This is a genomic window from Kitasatospora sp. NPDC023118, from assembly GCF_055560875.1.
The window spans coordinates 196829-222197 of the sequence record NZ_JBVHHW010000006.1 but is presented as its reverse complement, the minus strand read 5'-3'; the positions used below and the strand labels follow the sequence as shown (position 1 = coordinate 222197).

Here is a 25369-nt window from a genome sequence, read left to right as displayed (position 1 = left end):
CCAGGACGTCAGGGCATCAGCCAGGGCTGCTGCGGCAGCGGGTGCCCGGTCTCCAGGTAGGTCTTGAGGTTGGAGAGCACCGCCGACCAGCCCTGTTCGGCGTCCGCCTGCTCGGCCTCGTCGGCGAGGTTCTCGTGGGTGACGGTGAGCCGGGTGAGGTCCTGCCAGGCCCGGATGTCGAAGCTGACCCTGGAGGGCCCGGCCGGGCGTTGCTCCTCCGGCCCGGCCCAGCTGGTGACCAGCCGGTGCGGGCGCTCGGCGGCCTCGACGATGCCGATCACGTCGGCGATCCCGGAGTCGTCGCCGCGCTGGTGCTCCCAGGGCGCACCGGGCAGCCAGGTGGAGACGTTGCGGTGGCCCCAGTAGAGGCCCGACTCGTCGGCATTGGTGAGCGCGTGCCAGACCCGTTCGGGCGTGGCGCGCAGGTAGACGATGCCGCGGTGGCTGAAGGCGGTCACGGCCTCAGCCCCTGGCCGCGTCGAGCAGCGGCTGGATCTCGATCTTCCGCATCCGCAGCATGGTCGCCATCACGCGGTCGGCCTTCGCCCGGTCCGGGTCGGCGATCAGGTCGAGCAGGACGCGCGGCGTGATCTGCCAGGAGAGGCCGTAGCGGTCCTTGAGCCAGCCGCACGGGCCCTCCTGGCCGCCGTCGGCGGTGAGTTTGGCCCAGAGTTCGTCGATCTCCTGCTGGTCCTCGCACTCCACCTGGAGCGAGATCGCCTCGGTGAAGCTGAACTCGGGGCCGCCGTTGAGCGCCGTGTACTCCCGGCCGGCGAGTTCGAACTCGACGGTCATCACCGAGCCGGCCGGGCCGGGGCCGGCCTCGCCGTAGCGGGTGACCTTGGTGATGCCGGAGTTGGGGAACAGCGAGGTGTAGAGGACGGCGGCCTCTTCGGCCTGGTCGTCGAACCAGAGGAAGGTGGTGATTTTCTGCATGCGCCCGACGGTAGCGGCGGGCCCTGTCGCGGCGGCCGAGCCACGGCCGGGGGTCACCGGATCGGCGCCCCCGGCCGGGCCGGCCCTCGGTCAGTGCACCCAGCCCGCGTAGCGCTGCACGAAGCGCTGGCCGGTGTGGGCGGTGACGACGACGTCGTAGCGGCCCTGCTTGTCCAGCGGCCAGGACAGGTTGACCTGCTTACCGGGCTTGACCCAGACGGTCTGCGCGGTGCCCGCGAAGTCGTTGGGGACGGCGGTGAAGGCCACGTCGGTCATCCCGTCGTTGGCGACCTGGAGGGTGAGCTTCAGGCTGCCGTGCAGGTCCGCGGTGACGATCGGCACACCGATGTCGTTCTGCCCGTCCTGCCCGTCCCGGACCACCGTGCCGGCGAAGCGGCGCACGAAGCCGTCCGGGCCGTGCACGGTGAAGTCGTAACGGCCGTTGGTGGCGGCCGCGTCCCAGACGTACGTCGCGCTGGCGCCGGGGGCGACGGTGTACGGGGTGCCCGCGAAGGGGAGCAAGATGTTCGGGTAGACGGTGTACGGGAAGGCCACCGAGCCGTCGTTGCTCATCACGCAGCTGACTTTGCCCGTCCCGCGGTCCACCGACACGTCGGCCCACGGCTGGTACGGCAGCGGGCGGTGCGGGCGCTCTCCGCGCTCCTGGACGGGCATCGACTGGGCGCCGATCGCCGGGAGGGCTACGCCGGGCAGCTTGGTGCCCGCGTCGGCCCTGGCCATCAGGGCGTTGGTGTCGGGCAGCTTCGGCAGCGAGTGGTCCGGGGCGGCGAAGTCGAAGCAGCTGGTGAGGTCGCCGCAGACGGACCGGCGCCAGGCCGAGATGTTGGGCTCGGCCACGCCGGTGACCAGCTCCATGAAGCGCAGCACCGAGGTGTGGTCGAACACCTGGGAGTTGACCCAGCCGCCGCGCGACCAGGGCGAGACCACCCAGAGCGGGACGCGGTTGCCGAGGCCGATGGCGCGCCCCTGGGTGAACTCCTCGGGGGTGCCGGGCTCGGGGGTGGGCGGGACCATGTGGTCGAAGTAGCCGTCGTTCTCGTCGTACATGACCAGGAAGACGGTGTGCCGCCAGACCTCCGGGTTGGACATCAGCGACTGCAGCGCCTGGTCGACCCAGTGCGCGCCGTAGGCCGGGCCGGCCTCCGGGTGCTCGGAGAACAGGTAGGGCGCGACCAGCCAGGAGACGGTCGGCAGGGTGCCGTCCTTGCAGTGTCGGTCGAAGTCGGTGGGGTCGAACTTGGTCATCGCGTTGATGTAACGCGGGTCGTCGTGCGGGAAGTTGTGGAACTGCTTGAAGTAGGAGAGGGCGTTGTCGTCGTAGTCGCCGGTGCGGTCGTCCTTGCTGGGGTTGTGGTAGACCCGCCAGCTGACGCCGGCCGCCTCCAGTCGCTCGGCGTAGGTGGTCCAGTCGGCGACGGGGTTGTCGGTGACCGGGGTGTTGTCGATCCAGGGGCCGGTGGTGCCGTCGCGGCCGGGGCCGGCGGTGCCGGTCCACAGGTAGAGCCGGTTGGGGTCGGTGGGGCCGGCCAGCGAGGTGAAGTAGGCATCGCAGATGGTGAACGCGTCGGCCAGGGCGTACTGGTAGGGGATGTCGTCCCGGGTGAAGTAGCCCATGGTGCGCTCGCCCTTGGCGGCGATCCACTTGTTCATCGCGCCGTTGTTGATGGCCTGGTGGCCCGTCGCCCAGTCGTGGGCGAGGCCGCCGGCGTTCTGCGCGTTGTACTTGGCGGTGTCCATCCGGTACGGCAGCATCGCCCCGCCGTCGCTGCGGCGACTGTCGGGCTGGCGGAACACGTCGGTGCCGTCCGGGAATTGGAGCGCCTGCTTGTCGCCGAAGCCGCGCACGCCGCCCAGCGTGCCGAAGTAGTGGTCAAAGCTGCGGTTCTCCTGCATCAGGACGACGACGTGCTTGACGTCCTTGATGGTGCCGGTGAGAGCGGCGCTGGTCCGCGCGTCGGCGGCGGGGGCGGCCTCGGCCTGGGCGGCGGACAGGCCGGTCAGGGCGGTGGCGCCGACGGCCGCGGTGGCGCCGACGAAGGTGCGGCGGGAGAGCTCGGGCATCACGAACTGGCCTCTCAGAGCTGGAAGGTGGCGACGGCGGCGGCGGTGTCGGAGGGCCACTCGTTGGCGGCGGCGTTCGGCTCGGGCTGCGGCCAGTCGGCGACGAGAGTGTGCGCCTCGACCAGCTTCAGCGGGCCGGCGTACTGGACGTAGTCGATGCGGTCCTGCGGCTCGGACCGGTCACCGCGCCGCTTGCGGGTGGGCGACCAGGTGGTGCCCGGGTTCTTGACCGGGTCGCGGCTCTCCTCGCGGAAGCTGTCGGTCAGCCCCGCGGCCTGCAGGGCGGCGGTGACCGGCCAGTCGAGCTCGCCGACGCCGTTGTGGGCGGCGGCGGTGGCGGCCGTCCAGTCCAGGTGGGAGGGCGAGGAGAGCGCGCCGGCCAGCACCACCGGAAGGTGCCGGGCGAGGTCCGCGCGCACGGCCTCGGCCAGCGCCTTGGCCTGCCTGAGGCGCGGCGAGGCGTTCTCGGCGGCCGTCACCTGGGCGGCGGTTCCGCCGTCCTGCACGGCGTACGGGCCGTAGCCCGCCTCGTCGAGGTGCGCGGCCCAGAAGCGGACGCTGCGGCCGCCGGGCAGCTGGACGGTGGCGGCGACGGCGGGCAACTCGGCGGTGGCCGGGGTGAGGTCGGTGAGCGGGTGGCGGCTGAGGATGCCGACGCTGCCCGGGCTCTGATGGGCGTACCAGCCGAGCGCGTCGGCCAGGGTCTTGGCCCGCTCGCCGGCCGTCTCCTGCAGGGCGAGCACGTCCAGACCCTGGGCGAGGACGACACGCAGCTGCTTCTCCAGCGCGTCGGTGTAGCCGGCACCGGCGTCGTGCAGGTTCCAGCTGGCGGCCTTGAGCCGGGGCGGGGCGGCCGGGTCCGCGACCGGGACCAGCACGGTGAGGGTGTCGGTGGCGCCGGTGCTGTCCTTGACGCCGACCACGACCAGCTCGGGGTTCCGGCCGGGGCTGGCGGGTGCGGTGCCGGTGAGCGTGCCGTCGGCACCGACCGAGGCCCAGGCCGCGCCGCCGAGCTTGCGGTAGGCGGCGGAGCCGGGGGCGTTGCCGGCCGGACGGGACCAGAGGCCGCCGAGCTTGATCCGCACGGCCGCGCCCGGGGCGACGGGGGTGGCCGTGAACGAGTCGACGGCGGCGTGCGGGCGGACCACGGCGGGCTTGGGGCGGAAGCTGAACGGGGCGGTCTGGGCGAGGATGCCGTAGCCGTCCTTGGCGAGCAGGTAGGCGGTGTACGGGCCGCCGGTCAGCGCGGAGGTGTCGAGCTGGACGTCGCCCGAGGTCCCGGGGGTGTACTTCCACAGCAGCGAGGAGCCGGTGCCGGGCTGGCGGCTGCCGTCGTAGATGCCGATCCAGTTCTTGGCGTCGGGGGCGTCGGTGGTCCAGTGGAAGCCGAGCCGGTCGCCTTCGGCGGGGCTGCTGGATGAGGTCAGGGTCAGGGCGCTGCCTGCGGCCATGGTTGTCCTGTCCGCCGCCAGCGGGCCCGGTCCGCCGGGGGACGGTGCCGGGGCCGCACGCGGCTGGTCACGGAGGCTGGGAGGGAGAACGCTCACAGTTGGCTGTACAACTGCGGGCGGGCTCATTCACCCGAAGACCGGCGACCAGGGCGTGAACGCCGCGTGACGCAGCGTCGGGCGGTTCGGGAACTCCGTGGCGAAACCATCGTCAGGACATCACCAGGACATGCGGAGGGGCCGCGACGGACGATCCGTCGCGGCCCCTCCGGGCTGTCGGCTGTCCCGCCGGCCGGAACTCGGACCGGCTCAGGCCAGGGCGAGGAACAGCTTCTCCAGCTCGGCCTCGCTCATCGGCGGGGCGCCCCCGTCGGCGGCGGCCATGCACTGGCGCATCCCGCTCGCGACGATCTTGAAACCCGCCCGGTCGAGGGCGCGCGAGACGGCGGCGAGCTGGGTGACCACGTCCTTGCAGTCCCGACCCGCCTCGATCATCGCGATCACCCCGGCCAACTGACCCTGGGCGCGACGCAGTCGGTTCAGGACCGCGCCGACCGCCTCCTCGTCCACCTGCATGTCCGGGCCGCCTTTCATCGACTGTCGATTGACAAGTGTACCCGGTGGGGTATTCATTCCCAGGCGACCGAGGAGGCCGCTGCCCAGCTCGGCGACGGGCGCGGCGAAGGACTCTGCGGCAGGCGCCTGCGACGGGCCAGGCGCCGGGCTCAGCGACGGGCCAGGCGCCGGGCTCAGCGACGGGCCAGGCGGCGTTCGCCTCCGGCGCCGGTAGCGTACGGCAGCTCGTAGTAGGCGAACACCTCGGGTTCGTCGGTGGCCGGCAGGATGTCGTCGGTGCCGATCGCGGGAGCCTGTCTGACCTTGTTCCTCGGGAACGGCACCCGCAGGTAGCCCGGCCCCGCCACCGCGCCCTCCAGCGGGACGAAGGCCAGACGGCGCCGGCCCATCATGCCGACCGTGACGGTGGCGAAGAACGGCTCGTCGGTGGACGTCTCGACGTAGACCGACTCCAGCGTGCCGATCCGGTGGCCCTTCTCGTCGACCACGGCATGGCCGCGCCACTCCCGGATGTCTGCCATCGCGATCCCCACGGCCTCGGACCTCCCGTGTCGCGGCTGCCACCGGCTGCACAGCCCGGAGCTTCCATCCTGCGCCGCAACGGGCCCGGCGGCGCGACGAATGGGACATACGGGGGTGACCCGACCACCCGGCGGCAAGGCGCTGACCTGGGCTTCAGTCTGTCCACCAGCCGGCCCGGCGGCGGGGTCTCGACCAGGCGGAGCCGGGCTGACTCCAGGAGGCGGACGGCGATGGGCGGGCGCTCGGTCACGGCGCCATGGTGGCAGCGCCGGGCGATGGGTGGTGGTCGATCGGGATTGGCATGATCGGACGACAAGCCCACGAATCATCAACCGGAAAAGGCCAGTTGGCGTCCGAATTCGCAGTGCCTCGCGGGGCGGATCGGAAACCCGGGTGGGAATCGCCGCTCCGGGCACGCACCTCGGCGGGCGCACCAGGAGCGGCGTACCCGAAGCTCAGAGGCCGGTCTGGACCTCGACGCGGTGGCGGATGTACTCGTCCGGGTGCGACCGGGCGATCGCCACGGCCGCCTCGACCAGGGCGTGCAGTTCCACCGGGTAGGCGCGCGGCACCAGCGGGAGGCCGGGGAGGATGCAGCGGCGGACGTCGATGTCCTCGTTGGCGACGAACTCCCGCAGCGCGGCCTCGTTCCAGCTGTCCCGGACGGTCGCGCCCTCGTCGGCGGTCGCGTTGCGGCCGCCGCCGACCGACAGGGCCGTCCAGTACCAGGCCCGGGCGGCACCGGCGCGCTCCGGGTCGGTGCCGGTCTGCAGGTAGCCGAGCAGGGCCAGGCGGACCCGGCGCTGGCCGAAGGCGATCAGGGCGGGCTCGACGAAACGGCGGTTGAAGCTCGGGTTGGGGTCGTGGACCGCGGCCTCCATCAGCGCCTCGAAGTACTCCTCGGGCAGCTCGGACCGCCCGGCGAGCGCCTTGTGGACCTCCCAACGGGCCGCGCCCGGATAGTCCGCTCCCGGCGCGACCTCGGCCCCGAGCAGGAGGAGTAGTCGCGCGAGCCGCAGCTCGAACGCCTGCGATCCGTCGTCCGCGCGCCCGGGCAACGACTGGAGAATCCGCACCTCACCGGCCGTGTCCTTGGTTTCCACCAACGTCCTCCTCATTCTGAGTCATCGGCAGACTACTCGCTGATACACCCGTTCGGAGGTCGTTTCAGGACAGGTGGAATCTTGAACTGCTTCCCGGGTGTGCGTTTTGACGAATGTTCAGGGTGTGACGTCGGCGAATGGCCGGAGTCATAACCCATGGTGATCGTCCGTCAGGACGGGTGTCCGGGCGGGACCAGCCCGGACTGGTAGGCGATCGCGACGAGTTGAGCACGGTCGCGGGCGTCGAGCTTGGACATCGCCCGGTGAACATGAGTACGGACGGTGAACGGACTAACGAACATCCGCTCGGCGATCTCCTCGTTGGTGAGCCCGGTGGCGGCCATGGACATCACCTCGCGCTCGCGGGCGGTCAGCACGGCGAGCCGTTCGGCGGGGGCGACGGCGGCCGGGCCGGGCTGGGCGAGGAGCTGGTCGATCACGGCCCGGGTGGCGGCGGGCGAGAGCAGGGCGTCACCGGCCGCGACGGTCCGGACGGCGGCGAGCAGTTCCTTCGGGTCGGCGCCCTTGCCGAGGAAGCCCCCGGCGCCCGCGCGCAGCGCCTGGGCCACGTACTCGTCGATCTCGAAGGTGGTGAGGATGAGCACCCTGGTGCCGGACAGCTCCTCGTCGCCGCAGATCTCAGCGGTGGCGCCGAGGCCGTCGGCGCCGGGCATCCGGATGTCCATCAGGACGATGTCGGGCTTGGTGGCCCGGGCGAGTTCCACCGCCTCCCGGCCGTCGGCGGCCTCGCCGACCACCTCCATGTCCTCCTCGGCGTCGATCAGCACCCGGAAGGCCCCGCGCAGCAGGGCCTGGTCATCGGCGAGCAGCACACGGATGGTCATGCGCGGTCCTTGTCCTTTCGGGTGGCGCGATCCTGTCGTGGGGCGCGGTCGGGTCGGGCGGAGCCGTCGGGTCGGTCGGCGCGGTCCGGACGGCCTGCGCGGTCGGCTCGTACGGAGCAGTCCCAGCGGGCGGCGGGGGCGGGTCGGGCCGGGTCTCCGGGTCGGGCGCCGTCTCCGGGTCGGGCCGGGCCATCGGGCCGGACGCCGTCGCCGGGCCGGACGGCGTCCTCCGCCCGTGCGGCGCCGTCGTCGCGGGCGCCGGTGCGCAGCGGCAGCTCGGCGAGGACGAGGAAGCCGCCGTCGGGCCGCCGGTCGGCGGTGAGCCGGCCGCCGACCGCGCCGGCCCGTTCGCGCATGCCGATCAGGCCGAAGCCGCTCTCGCCCGGCGCGGGCTGGGGTAGTAGGACGGTGCGGCGGCGGCCGGTGGCCGGCGGGCGGCCGTTGGCGACGCTGACGGCGACCCGGCTGCCGCTGTAGGAGAGGGTGACCTCGGCGTCGGCGCCGTGGGCGTGCTTGGCGACGTTGGTCAGCGACTCCTGGACGATCCGGAAGGCGGTGAGGTCGACGCCGGGCGACAGCGGCCGGGCTTCGCCCTCGACGGCGAGCCGGACCGGCAGGCCGGCCCGCTCGAAGGTGTTGATCAGCTCGGGCAGCCGGTCCAGCCCGGGAGTGGGTTCCAGCGGGGCCGGTTCCTCGGCGCGGCGCAGCAGACCGACGGTGGCGCGCAGCTCCTGAAGGGCGGAGCCGGTGGCGTCGGTGATGTGGCTGAGCACCTCGCGGGCCTGGACGGGGTGGGTGTCCATGAGGTGGACGGCGATGCCGGCCTGGGCGTTGGCGAGGGCGATGTGGTGGGCGACGACGTCGTGCAGGTCGCGGGCGATCCGGATCCGCTCGTCGGCGACCCGGCGGCGGGCCTCCTCCTCGCGGGTGCGCTCGGCGCGTTCGGCGCGCTGCTCGATCTCGGCGAGCTGGGCGCGGCGGTTGCGGATGGAGTCGCCGAGGGCGCCGGGCAGCAGGGCCCAGGCGAGGACGCTGATCCTCTCGCCGATCGGGCCGCCGGGGCCGAATGTCAGCGATATCCCGGTGAGCAGGACGGCGGTGGCGATCGAGGCGCGCAGGGCGGTGGCCCGGTCGGTGCGGACGGCGAGGAAGTAGAGCGCGAGCAGGAGGGGGGTGGCCAGCATCGGGGTGAGCCGGGGGCTGGTCCAGGTGAGCAGCATGGTGCAGAGCAGCGTGACGACAACCACCGCGCGCGGGTGGCGGCGCTGGAAGAACACGGCGGCGGCGGCGATTGAGGCGAGGACGCCGGTCGCCGGGTCGAGCCGGGTGAAGTGGCCGGTGGTCTGGTCGACGGTGGCGCCGAGGGCAGTGACCGTGATCAGGGCCACTCCCCCGGCGGCGTCGAGCAGCCGGGGGTGGTCGCGGCGCAGCCGCTGCCAGGTGTCGCTCATGGTCGTGCTCTCCGGGTCGGGGTGCCCTGGCCGAACCCTCGCCGGGTTCCGCCAGGTCGTACCGCGCCGCGCCCCGGGTGGGGCGCGGCGCGCCGGTGGGGGCCGCCGCGCCGGCGGCGGCCTCAGACAGCAACGGTAACGGTTGGGGCTCGAACCGGCGGGCGAGCCGACCTCTGCCGGACCAAGCCCCACCGTGGGGCGGGGCCTGGTCCGGACCGTGCCGGACGGCGCCGGGTTCCGGGCGCCGCCCGAACCGGCCGGACCTAGACGGTGGCCGACTCGCGGACCGGAGCTGGTTCGGGGGCGACGGTGTGCAGCTTGCTGCCCTCGACGTCGACGTCCGGTATCAGGCGGTCGAGCCGGCGCGGCAGCCACCAGGCGCGGCGGCCGAGCAGGGCGAGGACGGCCGGGACGATGGTCATCCGGACCACGAAGGCGTCGAAGGCGACGGCCGCGGCGAGCCCCAGGCCCATCATCTTGATCATCGGCTCGCTCATCCCGATGAAGCCCGCGAAGACGGAGATCATGATGAAGGCGGCGGCGGTGACCACCCGGGCGTTGTGCCGGAAGCCGGTGACGATGGCCTCACCGGGCTGCTCCCCGTGCACGAAGGCCTCGCGGATCCGGGTGACCAGGAACACCTCGTAGTCCATGGCCAGGCCGAAGACCACACCGATCATGAAGATCGGCATCATGCTCATCACCGGGCCGGTCTGCTCCACGCCGATCAGGTCGGCCAGCCAGCCCCACTGGAAGACCGCGACCACGGCGCCGAGCGCGGCGGCCACCGAGAGCAGGAAGCCGAGCGCGGCCTTGAGCGGGACGAGGACGGAGCGGAAGACCACCAGCAGCAGCAGGACGGCCAGGCCGACGACCACGGCGAGGTAGGGCAGCAGCGCGTCGGTGAGCTTCTGCGAGACGTCGATGTTCATCGCCGTCGTACCGCTGACCAGGACCGTCGCTCCGGTGGAGGCCTTCAGGCCGGCCGCGTGGCCGCGGATGGTGTGGACCAGGTCCTTGGTGGCCGCCTCGGCCGGGCCGGTGGCCGGGATGGCGTTCAGCAGGGCGGTGTCCCCCGCCTTGTTGAACATCGGCGGCGTCACCGTGACCACGCCGGGCAGGCCGGAGACGGTCTTGGCGACCTCACCCGCGGCGGCCTTCGGGTCCGCGGCGCCCTTGACGTCCACCAGGACCGTCAGCGGGCCGTTGAAGCCGGGACCGAAGCCCTCGGACAGCAGGTCGTAGGCGCGGCGCTGGGTGGTGGAGGTGGGCTTGGCCTCGTCGCCGGGCAGGCCGAGCCGCAGGTCGAGCGCGGGGGCCGCGAGCGCGCCGAGGCCGATCACGCCGAGCACCAGCACCGCGAGCGGGCGGCGCAGCACGAAGCGGGCCCAGCGGGCGCCGCCGTTCTCCCTCGCCCCGGCCGGCTGGGCACCGTCCCCGGCCTTCTCGGCCTTCTCGGCTTTGCGGACCTTGCGGGGCAGCACCTTGCGGCCGAGGAAGCCGAGCAGCGCGGGCACCAGGGTGAGCGCGACCAGCACGGCGATGACGACGGTGCCGGCGGCGGCCAGGCCCATCTTGGCGAGGATCGGGATGCCGACCACGGAGAGCCCGGCGAGGGCGATCACCACGGTGAGGCCGGCGAAGACCACCGCGGAGCCGGCGGTGCCGACGGCCCGGCCGGCCGCCTCCTGCGGCGTCCGGCCCTCGGAGAGCTCGGCCCGGTAGCGGGAGACGATGAAGACCGCGTAGTCGATGCCGACCGCGAGGCCGAGCATCATCGCCAGCGTGCCGGTGGTCGAGGAGAGGCCCAGCGTGCTGCCGAGCGCGGCGATCAGGGACATCCCGAGGCCGACGCCGATCACGGCGGTGAGCAGCGGCAGGCCGGCAGCGACCAGCGAGCCGAAGGTGATCACCAGGACGACGGCGGACAGCGCCATGCCGATCGCCTCGCTGCTGCCGCCCGCCTCGGGCTTGGCCATCAGCGCGTTGCCGCCGATCTCGACCTTGAGCCCGGCGTCCCGGCCGTGCTGGGCGGCCTGCTGGAGGGCGTCGGTGGCGCCCTTGGACAGCTCGCCCGCCTTGGCGGAGTAACTGACCGTCGCGTACGCCGTGGTGCCGTCCTTGGAGACGGCGCCCTGCATCTTGAACGGGTCGACCGCGCCGGTGACCTGCTCGGCGTGGGCGAGCTCGGCGACCGTCTTCTCCACGGTCTGCTGGTTGGGCTGCGCGGTGATCTTCTGGCCGGAGGGCGCGACGAACACCAGGCGGGCCGAGGCTCCGTCGGCGTGGCCGCCGGGGAAGCGCTGGTTCATCAGGTCGAAGGCCTTCTGCGCTTCCGTGCCGGGCATCGCGAAGCCGTCGTCGGGTGCGGCGGGCGCCTTGGCCGCCAGGACTCCGCAGACCGCCAGCACGGCGACCCACAGGAGGGTCACCAGCCGGCGGCGGACGAAGGCCCATCGGCCCAGGCGGTAGAGGAACGTGGCCACGGGAGAGCGGACTCCTTCGGATTCGGGTTCGGGTTTCGGGGGACGGGTTCACGAGGGCGGACCTGGTCCGCCCGCAGCATGACCAATCCTTGATCGCGACCCCCCGCTCCGTCGTCGTCTCTGCGCAGGCAGTTTGCGTACTGCGGACGCAGTACGGCCCTCCCCCGTACGGAGGAGCGCACGCCCCGCGCCGGGAGTATCCGGAAGCGCGCCCGGAGGCAGCCGGGGAGCAGGGCGGTGGCCTGCGGCGGGAGCAGGCGGGAGCAGGCGGGAGCAGGCGGGGGTCACCCGGGCGGGCGGCGGCGACGGGCCGGGGCCGCCCGGGCGAAGTAGCGTGATGTGCCTGGCCCGACCGTTTCCGTATGGTTCGGGCCGATCCATCCCGATCGGTGCTGACCCCAGCCCGCCGCCGGAGGTGCCCCATGGGCGTTCCAGCCGCCCGCATCGTGTTCGACGAGAAGGACCGCGCGGCCGTCGCCGACGCCGTGACCGAGATGCTCACCACCGGTGCGCTCACCCTCGGCCCGTGGACCGAGCGCTTCGAGCAGGCCTTCGCCGCCGAGCACGGCGCCTCGCACGCCGTCGCGGTGAGCAGCGGAACCGCGGCGCTGGAGGTGATCCTGCGCACGGTCGACGTCCGGGGCCGCGACGTGGTCGTCCCCGCCGTCACCTTCTACGCCACGGCCGGAGCGGTGGTCCACGCGGGCGGTCGCCCGGTCTTCGCGGACGTCGACCCGGCCACCCTCGCGCTCTCCCCCGAGACCCTGGCCGCCGCCATCACCCCGGATACCGCGGCCGTCGTACTCGTCCACATCGGCGGGCTGGTCACCCCGCAGGTCGACGCCCTGCGCGCGCTCTGCGACCAGCACGGAATCCCGCTGATCGAGGACGCCGCGCACGCCCACGGCAGCAGCCTGGGCGGCCGCGCCGCCGGGACCTTCGGCCTGGCCGGGGCCTTCTCCTTCTACCCGACCAAGGTCACCACCAGCGGCGAGGGCGGCATGATCCTCACCGAGTCGCCGGAGCTGCGCGACGAGGCCAGGATCTACCGCGACCAGGGCAAGGGCTCCTTCGCCACCAACCACCACGTGCTGCTCGGCTACTCCTGGCGGATGAGCGAGCTGCACGCCGCCGTCGGCGCGGTGCACCTGCGCCGCCTCAAGGAGTTCATCGAGAACCGCCGCGCCGTCGCCCGCCGCTACGACGCGGCGCTGACCGGCGTGGACGGGCTGGAGCCGGTGCTCGAACCGCCCGACTGCCGCGGCAACTACTACAAGTACGTGGCGCTGCTGGCGCCCGGCGTCGACCGCGCCGCGTTCAAGCGGGCGGTGGCCGAGGAGTACGGCGTGCGGCTGTCCGGCGAGGTGTACGACCTCCCGCTGCACCTGCAGCCGGTGCTCGCCCCCTACCGGGGCGGGCCGCTTCCGGTGGCCGAGGACGTCTGCGCGCGGCAGATCTGCCTGCCGGTGCACTCCGACATGAGCGAGGACGAGGCGCAGCTGGTGATCGAGGCCGTCTCGGCGGTGCACCGGCGGATGGCCGGGTAGCCGGAGCGAAGGGAGCAAGACCGTGCGGATAGCCGTCACCGGTGGCTGCGGGTTCATCGGCTCACACGTCGTGGACCATCTCATCGCGGCCGGCCACGAGGTCCTCGCCGTGGACACCACCGACAAGTACCTCAACCCCGACGCCGAGCACGCCCGGATCGACGTCCTCGACCTGCCGGCCCTGACCTCCGTGCTGGCCGGCAGCGAGGTGGTCTACCACCTCGCCGCGATGGCCGACGTCGAGCAGGTCTACGCCGACCCGGTCCGGGCCGTGCGCACCAACATCGACGGCACCGAGGCCGTCCTGGAGGCCGCCCGGCGCAGCGGCCTGAGCCGCACCGTCCTGGCGAGCACCGTGTGGGTCTACGGCGCCGCCCTCACCGACGGGCAACTCGGCGGCGAGGAAGAGGAGTTGGACGAGCACGTGCCGATCGAGCTGGAGCACAGCGGGCACCTGTACGTGGCCACCAAGCTCGCCGCCGAGATGCTGGTGCACAGCTACCGCGAGCTGTACGGGCAGCACTTCACCATCCTGCGTTTCGGCATCCCGTACGGCCCGAGGATGCGTGACGAGCTGGTCGTCGCCCGGTTCGTCCAGGCGGCGCTGACCGGGCGGCCGATCACCATCGCCGGGGACGGCCGGCAGAGCCGCAACTTCGTCTACGTCGAGGACCTCGCCGACGCCCACGTCCGGGCGCTCTCCCCCGCCGCCGAGGACCAGACCTTCGCCCTGGAGGGCTCGACCGCCGTCTCGGTGCGCGACATCGCCGACACCGTCGACCGGTTGCTGGGACCGGTCACCATCGAGCACATCGAGGGCCGCAAGGCCGACTACACGGGGCGGCGGATCTCCTCCGCGCAGGCCAAGCGGCTGCTCGGCTGGTCGCCGCGGACCAACTTCGCCGACGGCGTTCGCCGGTACGCCGACTGGTACCGCACCTCCGCCGCCGCGTCCGCCGCCGGCTGACCGGGGCCGCCCGATGCCGCACGCCCTGCTGGTCTCCGGCTCGCTCGGCCAGGGCCACGACGTGATGGCCCAGGCCTGCGCGGACACCCTGCGGGAACGCGGCTGGACCACCCGCACGGTGGACGCGATGGCCCTGCTCGGGCAACGCTCCGGCGCGGCCGGGGAGGCCGTCTTCCGGCGCCTGCTCGACCTGCCCGGGGCCTACGACGCCTTCCACTTCTCGGCGCTGCGCCCGGGTGCGCGGCTCGCCCTGCTCGCCGACGCGGCGGCCCGCGCCCGGTTGGTCCCGGCGCTGCGGGAGCTGATCGCGGCTCAACGGCCGCAGCTGGTGGTCTCGGTGTTCGCCACCGCCACCTCGGCCGTCAACCGGCTGCCGCACCGGGACTTCCGGCACCTCGTGTTCTGCACGGACGTCACGCCGCACCGGCTCTGGGTGCAGAAGGGCACCGATCTCTTCCTGGTCACCTCCGAGGTCGCCGCCTGCGCGGTGCGCCGCTACCGGCCGGACGCCGACATCGCCGTGCTGCCCGCACCGCTGCGGCAGTCGTTCTACCGGCCGCCGGACCGGGCCGGGGCGCGGGCCGAGCTGGGCGTGCCGCCGCGGGCCCAGTGCGTGCTGCTGATGTCCGGTTCCTGGGGGCTCGGGCCGATCGCCCGCACCGCCGCCTCGCTCGCCGCCGCCGGGCCGCACGTGCTCGCGGTGGCCGGGCGCAACCAGGAGCTGGAGCGGCGGCTGCGAGTAGCCGCCCGCAGCCGGCCCCGGCTGCACGCCTTCGGCTACACCGACCGGATCCCCGCGCTGATGGCGGCCGCGGACCTGGTGGTCACCAGCTCCGGTGACACCTGCAGCGAGGCCCGGGCGCTCGGGCGGCGGCTGCTGCTGCTCGACGTGGTGCAGGGCCACGGGCGGGACAACCTCCAGCACGAACTGGAGCTCGGCCACGCCGATGTCGCCACCGCCCGCCCGGCCGAGGTGGTCCGCAACGCGCTCGCGGCGCTGGGCAGGCCGGAGCCCCAGCCGTCGGCCGGGGCCTCGCCGGACGGGTGGCGCAAGGGGTTCGGGGCGGCGCTGGACCGGGTGGGCTTGGGGTAGCCGGAGATCGGGGACGATCGCGCCGGGTCAGGGCGCCCGCCCCGGTGGTGGGCGCGGCTCGCCGATCGTCCCGACTAGCCCTGGCGGGAGGCAAGAGGCGGGACGGCGTGGTCGCGCAGCGGGCCGAGGGTGAGGGCGCGGTCACGGCAGTGGGCGGCGATCAGCGGGAGGGCGGCGAGGGTGGCGCGCCAGGAATCGGGGGCGGAGGTGCAGTCGGAATCGTGCAGCAGGAGGGTCGCTCCGCCGCTGAGACCGGCGCGGGCGGTGGCGTAGACGGAGGTGCCGGTGGCCCCGGCCGTCCAGTCGCGGCCCCAGGCCGTCCACAGCACGCTGCGCAGGCCGAGGCGGCGGGCCGCCAGGGCCGGGCCGGCGGTCAGCACGCCGTACGGCGGGCGGTACCAGGTCGGCCGGGCGCCGCACAGGTCGGTCACCGCTTCGGTGGCGCGGCGCAGTTCGCGCAGGTCGCGGGCCGGGGCCGGGTACCACTGCGGCCGGTGGTGCCAGCCGTGCACGGCGACCTCGTGGCCGCGCAGCACCAGTTCGCGGCCGAGCCCGGGGGCGCGGTCCAGCATCGCGCCGAGCAGGAAGAAGGTGGCGCGGGCGCCGAGTTCGTCCAACGCGTCGAGGACGTGCGGGGTGCTCCGCGGGTCGGGTCCGTCGTCAAAGGTCAGGGCCAGGTGGCCCGGGTCGGTGCCGTATCCGGCGGTGCGCCGGGCCAGGGTGCGGCGCACCACCGGGAGGCGGACCGCCGCCGGTGCGAGGTGCAGGAACTCCAGGCCCACCGCGGTGGCGAGGGCCGCGGTCACCCGGGGGCTCATCCGAAGCGGGAGGCCATCCGCCGGAACACGCCGGGTGCGACGCCGTGGATCCAGGCCGGGAAGCCGAGCCAGTGCGGGACGTAGAGGCGGTCGCGCTCGGTGGTGATGGTGGCGACCACGGTGTCCGCGACCCGCTCCGCCGAGACGGGGCGCGGCCGCTCGCGCTGGTACGGAGTGCCGCGCCGGTCGAAGAACGGGGTGTCCACCGCCCCCGGCAGCACCAGACGCACTCCGACCCCGGTGCCGCGCAGTTCGTACCAGAGGCTCTCGGCGAACATCGCCAGCCCGCCCTTGGTCGCGGCGTAGCCCGATTCGTCACGCACACCGACCTGGCCGGCCATCGAGCCGAGCAGCACGATCCGGCCGCGGCGGCGCTCCAGCATGCCGGGCAGCAGCAGGCGGACCAGTCGCAGCGGGGCGGCGAGGTTGACCTCGATCATCCGGTCCAGGGTGTCGGAGGGGGTCTCGGCGAAGGGCCCGCGCCAGCCGAGGCCGGCGCTGGCGACCAGCGCGTCCACCCGGCCGGTCTCGGCGAGCGCGGCCTCGGCGAGGCGGGCCGGGCCGTCCGGTTTGCCGAGGTCCTCGGGCAGGGCGCGCCCGCCGGTGCGCTCGGCGAGCGCGTCGAGGCGGGTGCGGTCGGTGCCGGAGAGCAGGGTCTGCCATCCGGCGTCGGCCAGATGGGTGGCGGTGGCGAGTCCGATGCCGGAGGAGGCCCCGGTGATCAGCGCGACGGGCCGCTCGGTCGGGGTCGACCGTCGGGCTCGGGACTGGGCTTCCTCCGCCATCGCGCACCTGCCGCTCCGTGGATGTTTTCGCCGTCCGATTTGTCCGGCAAGTCACCTTCGCATGACAGAGCCGTCCGGGCTACCGGGGCGGGACGGCGGGCTCCGCCTCGGCGCCCGTCCGCTGGGTGGACACTTCGGCCGACTCGCCCTCCAGCTCGCCGAACCGAGAGAGCAGGAACGTTCCGCCGACCGCCACCGCGAAGCCCGTCAGCGCGCACCAGGCGAAGCCCGGACGCGCGGCATCCCCCAGCGAGAGCACCCCGACCAGGGCCGGGCCGAAGGTCTCGGCCACCGTCCCGGCGGCGGTCGCGGCCGTCACGGTGCCGCGCTGCAGGGCGAGCGCGTACGCGAGGTAGCCGCCGAGGCCGCCGACGACCAGGGCGTAGGCGGCCGGGTCGGTCAGCACGCCGACCAGGCCGGAGGTGTCCAGGACGCGCACGGCCAGACTGGTGACCCCGAAGCCCACGCCCGCCAGCAGGCCGAGCCCGGCCGCCGCCGCGGTGCCCACCCGACGGACCAGAACCAGGGTGGCCAGCAGCATGACGGCGGTGGTGGCCAGCAGCGCCCAGTGGAAGGCCGCCGGGGCGTACTCGCGGCCCTCCTTGCCGGAACCGAGGGCCAGCAGGGTGAGGCCGATGACCACCGCGAGGATGCCCGCGACGTCGCCGCGGCACAGTCGGGCGCCCAGCAGCCAGACGGCGGCCAGGGCGGTGACGGCCAGGCTGGCGTTGGTGACCGCCTGGACGAGGAAGAGCGGGAGGCTGCGCAGGGCGACGATGCTCAGCGCGAAGCCGAGGATGTCGAGCAGGGTGCCGACGACGAACTGCCAGGACCGCAGCAGCGCGGCCAGCAGCCCCGCCCACACCCGGTCCGCCCGTGGCGCCGAGCGCGCCCCGCGCGCCTGGAACACCGCCCCGAAGCCGAAGCAGACGGTGGCGACCAACGCGGTGGTGAGTCCCAGCAGCATGCCTCTCCCAGCCTCGCGGGCAGCATCGGTTCACCACCAGTCTGGGCCTGGGGTGGCGGGGGTGCACGGGTGAGGCGAGCGTGCGCCGCCGCGGGATCAGCCGAGCACGGCGGCGAGCAGTGCGGCCGTCCTGGCGACCGTCGGTTCGTCCATTCGGGCGGCCTGGCCGGAGGGCTTGGTGGTCAGGACGGCGAGCACGACCGGCTGGCCGGCCGGGGCCAGGCGATGCCGACGTCGTTGGTGGTGCCGTAGCCGCCGGTCTTGTCCCCGACGGTCCAGTCCTGCGGCAGGCCCTCGCGGAGGCGACGGGTGCCCGTCGTGTTGCCGCGCAGCCAGGTGACCAGGCGCTCGCGCTGCCGGGGCGGGCGGGTTCAGGGCCGCAGCGCCACGCCCGCGTACCCGGACGCGTCCGAGGCCGAGACGGCCGGGTCGTCGGCCGTGGGCCGCCAGTGCGGAGCGGGAACGATGCCCGGGGGCAGTAGGGTCCAGCCGTCGAAGAAGCGGGCGAACTCGACGCGGGTGCGGGCCTGGAGGGCGGTGCCGGCGGCCTGGTAGATGCCGACGACCCGCCCCATCTCCTCGGGGGCGAACTCCAGGGTGAGGTGGGTCATCACCAGCGCGCTACCCGGGGCGAGGGCGGACTTGAGGTGTTCGACCAGCTCGTATGCGCCGTGGGCGTCGGGGACGAAGTGGAGCAGGGCGTTGAGGGAGAGCGCGACCGGGCGACTGAAGTCGATGGTGTCGCGCAGGCCCGGGGCGGCGAGCAGGCCGGCCGGATCGGTGACGTCCGCCTCGATGTAGGCGGTGCGGCCCTCGGGGGTGCCGGCCAGCAGGGCCTGGGCGTGGGTGAGCACGATCGGGTCGTTGTCGGCGTAGACGACCCGGGCGCGCGGTTCGACGCCCTGGGCGACCTCGTGCAGATTGGGTGAAGTGGGGATGCCGGTGCCGATGTCGAGGAACTGGTCGATGCCGGCCAGGGCGAGGGCACGGGTCGAGCGGTGCACGAAGGAGCGGTTGGCCCGGGCGGCGTCGCGCACCCAGGGCGCGATCGCCAGGACGTGACCGGCGGCCTCGCGGTCGGCGGCGAAGTTGGTGAAGCCACCGAGGTAGTAGTCGTACATCCGGGCCGAATGCGGCACGTTCAACCGCAGGTCGACCCCGTCGTAGAGACTCATCGCGCTCCCCCTCGGCATCGCGGACAACATCCGAATTGCTGCCCACCGTATCCGGGGGCCAATCGTCTTCTGCCATGGCTCAACCTCTCGGCAGATCCCATGAGATGACAATCTGTATTCGGTTTGCATCCTGGAGTGACAGGCCTGATGGAATGAGGATGGGCGCAGACAGCCCGACCTTCGGGTGGCACGGCGAGCAGCCGACGGCCACGGAAAGCAGGCGCGATGACGATCGACAGGGGCGCCCCCGTGCGCGGGCACCGAGGCGGGACGGCGGTGGACCGCACCGACGGGACCGAAGCGGAACTCGGCCTGCGCCTGGACCTCACCTATGCCGCCTTCTGCGAGACCCATCAACCCGCTTGGCACGCCCTCGCGTTGACCCGGATAGGCAGCCAGGCCGACGCCGCACTGGTGATCGAGGCGGTCAAGGCCGACCTGGCCCGCTGCTGGCCGCAGGTGCTGCGGTTCGAGGAACCGGCGGCGTACGCCTGGAGGTTGGCCACCCGGCACGTCGCGGACTGGGTGGCCGCCGAGGAGCCGGTGGAGGTGGAGGCGGTCACCTTCGCGGCCGTGATCGGGGCGTTCAAGCGGGTCGCCGACGGGCTGCTGCACAGCGAGGCGGACGAGGTCCGGTTGTACGCGGCGATCCTCGAACTGCCCGACCGGCAACGGGATGTGGTGATCCTTCGCTATCTGCTGGGCCTGCACACCAAGGTGATCGCCGCATACCTGGGACGGCCGGTGGCGACGGTGCACTCCAACCTCCGGCACGCCCGGGAGCGGCTGGCACGCCGGCTCGGGGTGCGTGAACTGCCCGACCGAGGAGCCGAACTGTGACCACCGACCGCGAGGAACGGACGACGGGTGGGGCGTGCACCGCCGGCGGAGGGCGCGCGGTCTTCCACGTGCCCCGAGCCGAACGCGCCAACGCCGAGCGGATCGCCGCTCTCCGGCAGGCCCGACTGACAGCCGCCCCGGTCCACCTGCCCTCGGAGCACGAGCAGGCCGCCTTCGAACTCGGCCTGGTGGTCGCCCTGGTGCTGGGCGCGCCGTGCGCCTCCCAGGGGTTGGACCTGCTGGTCAACGCGCGCCGCATCCAGCCGGAGGGGGCGGAGGTGTTCGGCGCGCTGCTGTACGCCACCGGCAAGGAGGAGGGCGCCGAGTTCTGGTGGCGGTTCGCGGCCGGTTCGGGCAGCGGAACGGCCGCGTACTGCCTGCATCTGCACCACCTCAAGCTCGGCGAGACCGACGACGCGGACTACTGGCGGGCCTGGTCGGACCAGCTGTCGACGGCCGAACGCCAGCCCGCGACACGACCGTTGCGAATGAGAAGGCCGCTGCTACCGGAGCACGTGCGACGCGACATCCTCTCCCGGGTGCACCGGGGGCTGGCGCCGCAGCTGCCGCCCGCGCTGGTCGCGGTGATCGACCGGCTGCCGTTGCAGGGCGGGGAGGGCGAGGGCGAGGAGGAGGTGCCGAACCCGTGGGGGCTCACCTCGGGGGCGACCTCGGCGTGTTCGTGGGAGCTGCCGTGGGGGCTCGACGAGAAGACCGAGGGCCCGTTGGGGTGAGTCCACTCGCGGCCACCCGCGCTCCCTCGTTCAGGTGAGCACGGCCGGCCGGGCGACGACCCGCGGGCCCCGACCGGCGGCGGGCTCAGCGGGGGTGTTGCGGGGACGCTGTCAGCGGTCGGCGGGATTGGTCCAGCCCGACCGAGCCGGTCCTCGCCGGGCGGGCGCTCGAAGCAGAGGACGACCGGGACCGCGGGGTCGGCGAGCATGGTGTCCATCAGGCCCAGGCGCAGCACCCGGCCGTCGGCGCGGTCCGCTCGGACGGTCCGGGACCGGCGCAGCTGCGGCCAGATGCTCATGGGTTCCCCAGGCTCGATGTGCGGGCACGCCGAACGGTGGTGCTACGCCACGACAGCGCTGTGCCGCGGCAGTGGTCCAGTCCAATGCCGCCCTCCGGAAAGGCAGTTCACGGGCACCGACGATAGAATGCACACCATGGGAGAGCGCCCTGGCGCGCCCACCGCGCCGCCCCTCATGCTGGTCACCGACCGCGGCTCCCAGCTGATCGACCCGGCTCGGGCCTACCACCTTGGCCGCGATCCGACCAGCGAGATCGTGCTGGACGACCCCCGGGTCTCCTGGCACCACGCGGTGCTGCGCACCGCCGAGGGCCACTGGCTGCTGGAGGACGTCGGCAGCACCAACGGCACCTACGACCAGGGCCAGCGGATCAGCCGCGAGGACGTCGGCCCGGGCACCCGGCTGCGCTTCGGCGATCCGGCCACCGGCCCGTCCGCGACCTTCGCCGGCCTGCCCGGCCCCGCCCCGGGCGATCACACCGTCCTGCTCACCCCGCGGTCCTCCGGCGTCTTCCGCAGCCCGAGCGCCGTCCTCCAACTGCCCGGCCACACCGTACGGATCGGGCGCTCGGACGACAACGGCCTGGTGCTGGACGACCTGGTGGTCTCCCGGCACCACGCCGAGCTGCGCGAACTGCCGGACGGCGGCCACGAGATCGTCGACCTGGACAGCCACAACGGCACCTACCTCAACGGCCGTCCGGTCAGGCGCGCCCCGGTCGGCCCGGCCGACATCGTCGGCATCGGCCACTCCGCGCTCTGCCTGGTCGACGGCCGGCTGGTCGAGTACACCGACACCGGCGAGATCTCGCTCGACGTCCAGCACCTGGTCGTACGGGTCGGCCCGGACCACAAAGTGCTGCTGGACGACGTCGGCTTCCCGCTCGCGGAGAAGGCGCTGCTCGCGGTGGCCGGCCCGAGCGGCGCGGGCAAGTCCACCCTGCTCAACGCGCTCACCGGGCTGCGCCCCGCCGACCAGGGCACCGTGCTGTACGACGGGCGCGACCTGTACCACGACTACGCCGAGCTGCGCCGAAGGATCGGTCTCGTCCCGCAGGACGACATCCTGCACACCCAGCTGACCGTCCGTCGCGCCCTGTCCTACGCCGCCGAGCTGCGCTTCCCCGACGACACCGCGAAGGACGAGCGGGAGGCCCGGGTTTCCGAGGTGATCCACGAACTGGGCCTGGACGACCGGGTCGAGCAGGTGATCGCCAGCCTCTCCGGCGGCCAGCGCAAGCGGGTCAGCATCGCGCTGGAGCTGCTCACCAAGCCCTCGCTGCTCTTCCTCGACGAGCCGACCTCCGGCCTGGACCCGGGCATGGAGCGCTCGGTGATGCACATGCTGCGCGGACTGGCCGATGACGGCCGTACGGTCGTCGTGGTGACGCACAGCGTGCTGAGCCTCAACGTGTGCGACCGCCTGCTGGTGCTCGCCCCCGGCGGCCGGACCGCCTACTACGGGCCGCCGGCCGAGGCGCTGGCGTACTTCGGCTACGAGGAGTGGCCGGAGGCCTTCGAGGCGTTCGAGAGCGACTCCGGGGGTGTCTGCCAGCAGCGTTTCCGCGCCTCGCCGCAGTACCGGCGGTACGTGACGGCCGAAGCGGCGCACCTGCCGCACCCACCCATGGCATCCGCTCCGACCATCGGCCGCGAGAAACCGCAGAGCTGGCTCTCCCAGCTGAACACCCTGGTGCGCCGGTACGCCGCGGTGCTCGCCGCCGACCAGCTGTTCCTCACCGTGATGATCGCGCTGCCGTTCATCATCGGCCTGATGTGCCGGGTGATGGCCGGTTCACGGCTCACCGATGAGAACGCCATCAACTGCCTGCTCACGCTCTGCCTCGGCGGCGTGCTCACCGGCTCGGCCAACTCGGTGCGCGAGGTGGTCAAGGAGCGCGCGATCTACCGGCGGGAACGCGTGGTCGGGCTGTCCAGGTCGGCGTACCTGGCCTCGAAGGTGGTGGTGCTCGGCGCGATCACGGTCGCTCAGGCCGCGGTACTGACCGTGGTCGGCCTGGCCGGGGTCACGCTCTCCGCGCAGGCGCGGCCGAACGCCCCGCCGCCGGTGACCACCGGCGTGCTGATGCCCCAGCTGCCCGAGCTGATCATCGCGGTCGCGCTGCTCGCGTTCACGGCGATGACGCTCGGGCTGGTGGTCTCCGCACTCGTCGGCAAGGAGGAGACCACGATGCCGCTGCTGGTGCTCCTCGCCATCATCCAGATCGTCTTCAGCGGCCTGATGCTCAAGCTGCACGGCGTGCCCGGTCTGGAGCAGTTCGCCTGGTTGTGGCCGTCCCGGTGGGGCCTGTCGGCCATGGCCCGCACGGTCGACCTGAGCCGGCTCACCGTCGCGACCCCGATCACCGCGGACCCGATGTTCCGCCACGAGCGCGCCGGGTGGGTGGTCAGCATGGTCGCGTTGCCCGTCCTCGCGGCGGCGTACGGGCTGGTGGTGCTCGCCCTGCTGCGGCGACACGAGCCGGCGATCATGCGCAAGTAGCCGCCCCGGCCTCCGCCGGTAGAGTGGAAACGACCTGTGGTGCGAAGTGCCGCGCGCAGCCCCTGCCCCGGCTCCGGCTCGCGCGGCGGAGGAAATGCAGCCGTCCATGGACGAGTACGCGTTCAGCCCCACCCACGTCGCCCCTCCGAGCGGGATGGCGACCTGGGCAGCCCCGGACCCGGCGCGGCCCTCCGCCCGGCTGGACCCGCTGCTCCCGCTGCGGCTGATCGCGAACCAGGGTGACTGGGCGCAGGTGCTCTGCTCCAACGGCTGGACCACCTGGGTGGACGCCCGTCTGCTGGTCGCCCTCCCGCAACCGCCGCCCGCCGTCGGCGGCCCGCCCTCGCGGACCGCCGACCCGCGCCCGGCGCTCGCCGAGGCCGAGACGGCGCTGGCCCGCTACCGGGCCCTGCTGGAGGACCTCGCGGCGGGCGCTCTGGACCTGGAGTCCTTCCGGGAGCATACCCGCGGGCTGCGGCTTGGCCTGGTGGCGGACGGCGAGGCGCTCTGGGTGTTCGACCCGGTGCACGACCGCTGGTGCTACTGCGACGGGCTGCAGCTGCAGACGTACGCGGCCACCGACCGGCCCGCGCCGCAGCCCGCGCCTGCGCCCGCGCCGACGCCCGCGCCGACGCCCGGGCAGACGCCCGCGCCGGTGCGCAGCCCGTACGCGCCCACCCGGACCGGTGAGCCGTGATCCCCGCCGACCGGACCTCCGCGCCCAGCCTGCCCGCGGGCCTGGTCGGGCGGAAGGTCGCGGGCTACCGGCTGGAGGGCGAGATCGGGCGCGGCGGGATGGCCGTGGTCTACCGGGCCAAGGACCTGCGGCTGGGCCGGACCGTCGCGGTCAAGCTGCTGGCCCCGGAGCTGGCCCGCAACGAGGTGTTCCGGCAGCGGTTCATGCACGAGTCGGAGGCGGCCGCGGCGATCGACCACCCCCACATCGTGCCGATCTTCGAGGCCGGAGAGCACGACGGCATCCTCTTCATCGCCATGCGCTACGTCGACGGCGGTGACCTGCGTGCCCTGATCGACCGGGGCAGCCCCTTCCCGATCGAGCGCGCCGCGCGGCTGGCGCTGCAGATCGCCTCCGCCCTGGACGCCGCCCACGACCACGACCTGGTGCACCGGGACGTCAAGCCGGGCAATGTGCTGGTCGCCGCCGGGACGGACAGCGAGCACCCCGAGCACCTGTACCTGGCGGACTTCGGGCTCACCAAGAAGTCGCTCTCGCTCAGCGGGCTGACCAGCGTCGGCCAGATCGTCGGGACGCTGGACTACGCTGCGCCCGAACAGATCTCCGGCAAGCCGCTGGACGGGCGCTGCGACCAGTACGCCCTCGCCTGCGTGGTCTTCGAGATGCTCGCCGGCACCCCGCCGTTCCGCCGGGAGAGCGACCTCGCGCTGCTCTGGGCCCACCTCAACGACCCGCCGCCGCTCCTGCGCGAGCACCGGCCGGACCTGCCGGCGGCGGTCGAGGCCGCGGTGGCCCGGGCGCTCGCCAAGGCCCCCGGGGAGCGGTACGCCAGCTGCCTGCAGTTCGTCGCCGACCTGCGCGCGGCCACCGTCCCCGCCCCGTGGGCCGGGGGCGGGCCGCCGACCAAGGTGGTCCCGGCGGTCGATCCGGGCATCGTCCAGGTGCCGGAGCCGCCCGCCTGGGCCGCGCCGGTGGTCCACCCGCCGCCCCGGGACCGAACCTGACGCCGTACCGCGACCGAGAGGAAGCCGCCGACCATGAACGCCGTGAGCCAGGTCTTCGCCATGCTCGCCGCCGCGATCCACCTGGTGGTGTGGCCGCTGGAGAGCTACCTGTACGGGCACCCTCGGGTGCGCTACCTGCTCACCGGCAGCACCGCGGACGCCCCGGAGGTCCGGCTGTGGCGCTTCAACGTCGGCTTCTACAACCTGTTCCTGGCCCTCGGGCTGGTCGCCGGCCTGGTCCTGCTGCACACCGGCCACTCCGGGTCCGGGCGGCCGGTGATCCTCTACATCGGCGCGTTCATGGTGGCGGGCGGGATCGCCCTGTTCGTCTCGGAGCCGAAGCTGTGGCGCGGCGCCCTCGGCCAGGCCGTCCCGGCCGCGGTCATCCTGATCGCCCAGGCGCTCTGAACCTCTCGGCGGGTGGGTCACCACCTCTCGGCGCGTGGCTCAGCACCTCTCGGCGCGTGGCTCAGCACCTCCCGGCGGAGCGG

General features: G+C 73.5%; 24 protein-coding genes. 9 read left to right on the top strand and 15 right to left on the bottom strand.

The window, feature by feature from the left end:
- Window positions 1–8: 8 nt before the first annotated feature.
- From ACZ3UD_RS10495 to ACZ3UD_RS10450, 10 genes are all read right to left on the bottom strand, one after another.
- Complete coding sequence (locus ACZ3UD_RS10495; RefSeq protein WP_465584922.1) at window positions 9–458, bottom strand: SRPBCC family protein; 450 nt, start codon at window positions 456–458, stop codon at window positions 9–11.
- Between the two features lie 4 nt (window positions 459–462).
- Complete coding sequence (locus ACZ3UD_RS10490) at window positions 463–936, bottom strand: VOC family protein (RefSeq protein ID WP_465584919.1); 474 nt, start codon at window positions 934–936, stop codon at window positions 463–465.
- Window positions 937–1026: 90 nt separating this feature from the next.
- Entirely contained in the window at window positions 1027–3018 is a 1992-nt protein-coding gene (locus ACZ3UD_RS10485; protein WP_465584916.1) for a phosphocholine-specific phospholipase C, read from the bottom strand.
- Window positions 3019–3032: 14 nt separating this feature from the next.
- A complete protein-coding gene (locus ACZ3UD_RS10480; RefSeq protein WP_465584913.1) occupies window positions 3033–4469 on the bottom strand; it encodes an endonuclease/exonuclease/phosphatase family protein in 1437 nt (478 codons plus the stop codon).
- Window positions 4470–4775: 306 nt separating this feature from the next.
- Complete coding sequence (locus ACZ3UD_RS10475; protein WP_465584911.1) at window positions 4776–5042, bottom strand: metal-sensitive transcriptional regulator; 267 nt, start codon at window positions 5040–5042, stop codon at window positions 4776–4778.
- A 173-nt stretch (window positions 5043–5215) separates the two neighbouring features.
- The gene (locus ACZ3UD_RS10470; RefSeq protein WP_465584908.1) at window positions 5216–5563 is read right to left on the bottom strand and encodes a PRC-barrel domain-containing protein; all 348 of its coding nucleotides are present in this window, start codon (window positions 5561–5563) and stop codon (window positions 5216–5218) included.
- A gap of 456 nt (window positions 5564–6019) precedes the next feature.
- Window positions 6020–6667, bottom strand: a complete 648-nt coding sequence (locus tag ACZ3UD_RS10465) for a hypothetical protein (protein WP_465584906.1) — start codon at window positions 6665–6667, stop codon at window positions 6020–6022.
- 170 nt (window positions 6668–6837) lie between these two features.
- Window positions 6838–7512, bottom strand: a complete 675-nt coding sequence (locus ACZ3UD_RS10460) for a response regulator transcription factor (RefSeq protein WP_465584903.1) — start codon at window positions 7510–7512, stop codon at window positions 6838–6840.
- Window positions 7509–8963 (bottom strand): sensor histidine kinase, encoded by a 1455-nt coding sequence (locus ACZ3UD_RS10455; protein WP_465584900.1) that lies wholly within the window; start codon window positions 8961–8963, stop codon window positions 7509–7511. The genes ACZ3UD_RS10460 and ACZ3UD_RS10455 overlap by 4 nt, the downstream gene beginning before the upstream one ends.
- Before the next feature lie 263 nt (window positions 8964–9226).
- Window positions 9227–11449: an MMPL family transporter gene (locus tag ACZ3UD_RS10450; protein ID WP_465584897.1), complete on the bottom strand. Its 2223-nt coding sequence runs from the start codon at window positions 11447–11449 to the stop codon at window positions 9227–9229.
- 422 nt (window positions 11450–11871) lie between these two features.
- Here ACZ3UD_RS10450 and ACZ3UD_RS10445 point away from each other — a divergent pair, with 422 nt between their 5' ends.
- Genes ACZ3UD_RS10445 through ACZ3UD_RS10435 form a run of 3 tightly spaced genes read left to right on the top strand, consistent with a single transcriptional unit; the run spans window position 11872 to window position 15056 of the window.
- A complete protein-coding gene (locus ACZ3UD_RS10445; RefSeq protein WP_465584895.1) occupies window positions 11872–12996 on the top strand; it encodes a DegT/DnrJ/EryC1/StrS family aminotransferase in 1125 nt (374 codons plus the stop codon).
- Between the two features lie 22 nt (window positions 12997–13018).
- Complete coding sequence (locus ACZ3UD_RS10440; RefSeq protein WP_465584892.1) at window positions 13019–13963, top strand: NAD-dependent epimerase/dehydratase family protein; 945 nt, start codon at window positions 13019–13021, stop codon at window positions 13961–13963.
- A gap of 13 nt (window positions 13964–13976) precedes the next feature.
- On the top strand, window positions 13977–15056 hold the full coding sequence (locus ACZ3UD_RS10435; RefSeq protein ID WP_465584890.1) for an MGDG synthase family glycosyltransferase: 1080 nt from the start codon (window positions 13977–13979) through the stop codon (window positions 15054–15056).
- 74 nt (window positions 15057–15130) lie between these two features.
- Here the strand turns inward: ACZ3UD_RS10435 and ACZ3UD_RS10430 are convergent, their stop codons facing one another.
- The 5 genes from ACZ3UD_RS10430 to ACZ3UD_RS10410 all read right to left on the bottom strand — a co-directional run bounded on the left by ACZ3UD_RS10430 (window position 15131) and on the right by ACZ3UD_RS10410 (window position 18801).
- Window positions 15131–15862, bottom strand: a complete 732-nt coding sequence (locus ACZ3UD_RS10430) for a polysaccharide deacetylase family protein (protein WP_465584887.1) — start codon at window positions 15860–15862, stop codon at window positions 15131–15133.
- Window positions 15863–15870: 8 nt separating this feature from the next.
- A complete protein-coding gene (locus tag ACZ3UD_RS10425) occupies window positions 15871–16659 on the bottom strand; it encodes an SDR family NAD(P)-dependent oxidoreductase (RefSeq protein WP_465584883.1) in 789 nt (262 codons plus the stop codon).
- 79 nt (window positions 16660–16738) lie between these two features.
- Window positions 16739–17626, bottom strand: a complete 888-nt coding sequence (locus ACZ3UD_RS10420; RefSeq protein WP_465584881.1) for a hypothetical protein — start codon at window positions 17624–17626, stop codon at window positions 16739–16741.
- Between the two features lie 182 nt (window positions 17627–17808).
- A complete protein-coding gene (locus ACZ3UD_RS10415) occupies window positions 17809–17958 on the bottom strand; it encodes a serine hydrolase (protein ID WP_465585097.1) in 150 nt (49 codons plus the stop codon).
- A gap of 39 nt (window positions 17959–17997) precedes the next feature.
- Window positions 17998–18801 (bottom strand): SAM-dependent methyltransferase, encoded by an 804-nt coding sequence (locus ACZ3UD_RS10410; protein WP_465584879.1) that lies wholly within the window; start codon window positions 18799–18801, stop codon window positions 17998–18000.
- Window positions 18802–19026: 225 nt separating this feature from the next.
- Between ACZ3UD_RS10410 and ACZ3UD_RS10405 the strand changes: the two genes are divergently transcribed.
- From ACZ3UD_RS10405 to ACZ3UD_RS10380, 6 genes are all read left to right on the top strand, one after another.
- On the top strand, window positions 19027–19641 hold the full coding sequence (locus ACZ3UD_RS10405) for an RNA polymerase sigma factor (protein ID WP_465584877.1): 615 nt from the start codon (window positions 19027–19029) through the stop codon (window positions 19639–19641).
- Window positions 19638–20375 carry a hypothetical protein gene (locus tag ACZ3UD_RS10400; RefSeq protein ID WP_465584875.1) on the top strand — a complete coding sequence of 246 codons (738 nt, stop codon included), beginning with the start codon at window positions 19638–19640 and terminating at the stop codon, window positions 20373–20375. The genes ACZ3UD_RS10405 and ACZ3UD_RS10400 overlap by 4 nt, the downstream gene beginning before the upstream one ends.
- 435 nt (window positions 20376–20810) lie before the next feature.
- Window positions 20811–23177, top strand: a complete 2367-nt coding sequence (locus ACZ3UD_RS10395; protein WP_465584872.1) for an ABC transporter ATP-binding protein/permease — start codon at window positions 20811–20813, stop codon at window positions 23175–23177.
- Between the two features lie 106 nt (window positions 23178–23283).
- Entirely contained in the window at window positions 23284–23874 is a 591-nt protein-coding gene (locus ACZ3UD_RS10390) for a hypothetical protein (protein WP_465584870.1), read from the top strand.
- Complete coding sequence (locus tag ACZ3UD_RS10385) at window positions 23871–24878, top strand: serine/threonine-protein kinase (protein ID WP_465584867.1); 1008 nt, start codon at window positions 23871–23873, stop codon at window positions 24876–24878. The genes ACZ3UD_RS10390 and ACZ3UD_RS10385 overlap by 4 nt, the downstream gene beginning before the upstream one ends.
- A gap of 33 nt (window positions 24879–24911) precedes the next feature.
- Window positions 24912–25286 carry a DUF1304 domain-containing protein gene (locus tag ACZ3UD_RS10380; protein WP_465584864.1) on the top strand — a complete coding sequence of 125 codons (375 nt, stop codon included), beginning with the start codon at window positions 24912–24914 and terminating at the stop codon, window positions 25284–25286.
- Window positions 25287–25369: the final 83 nt, after the last annotated feature.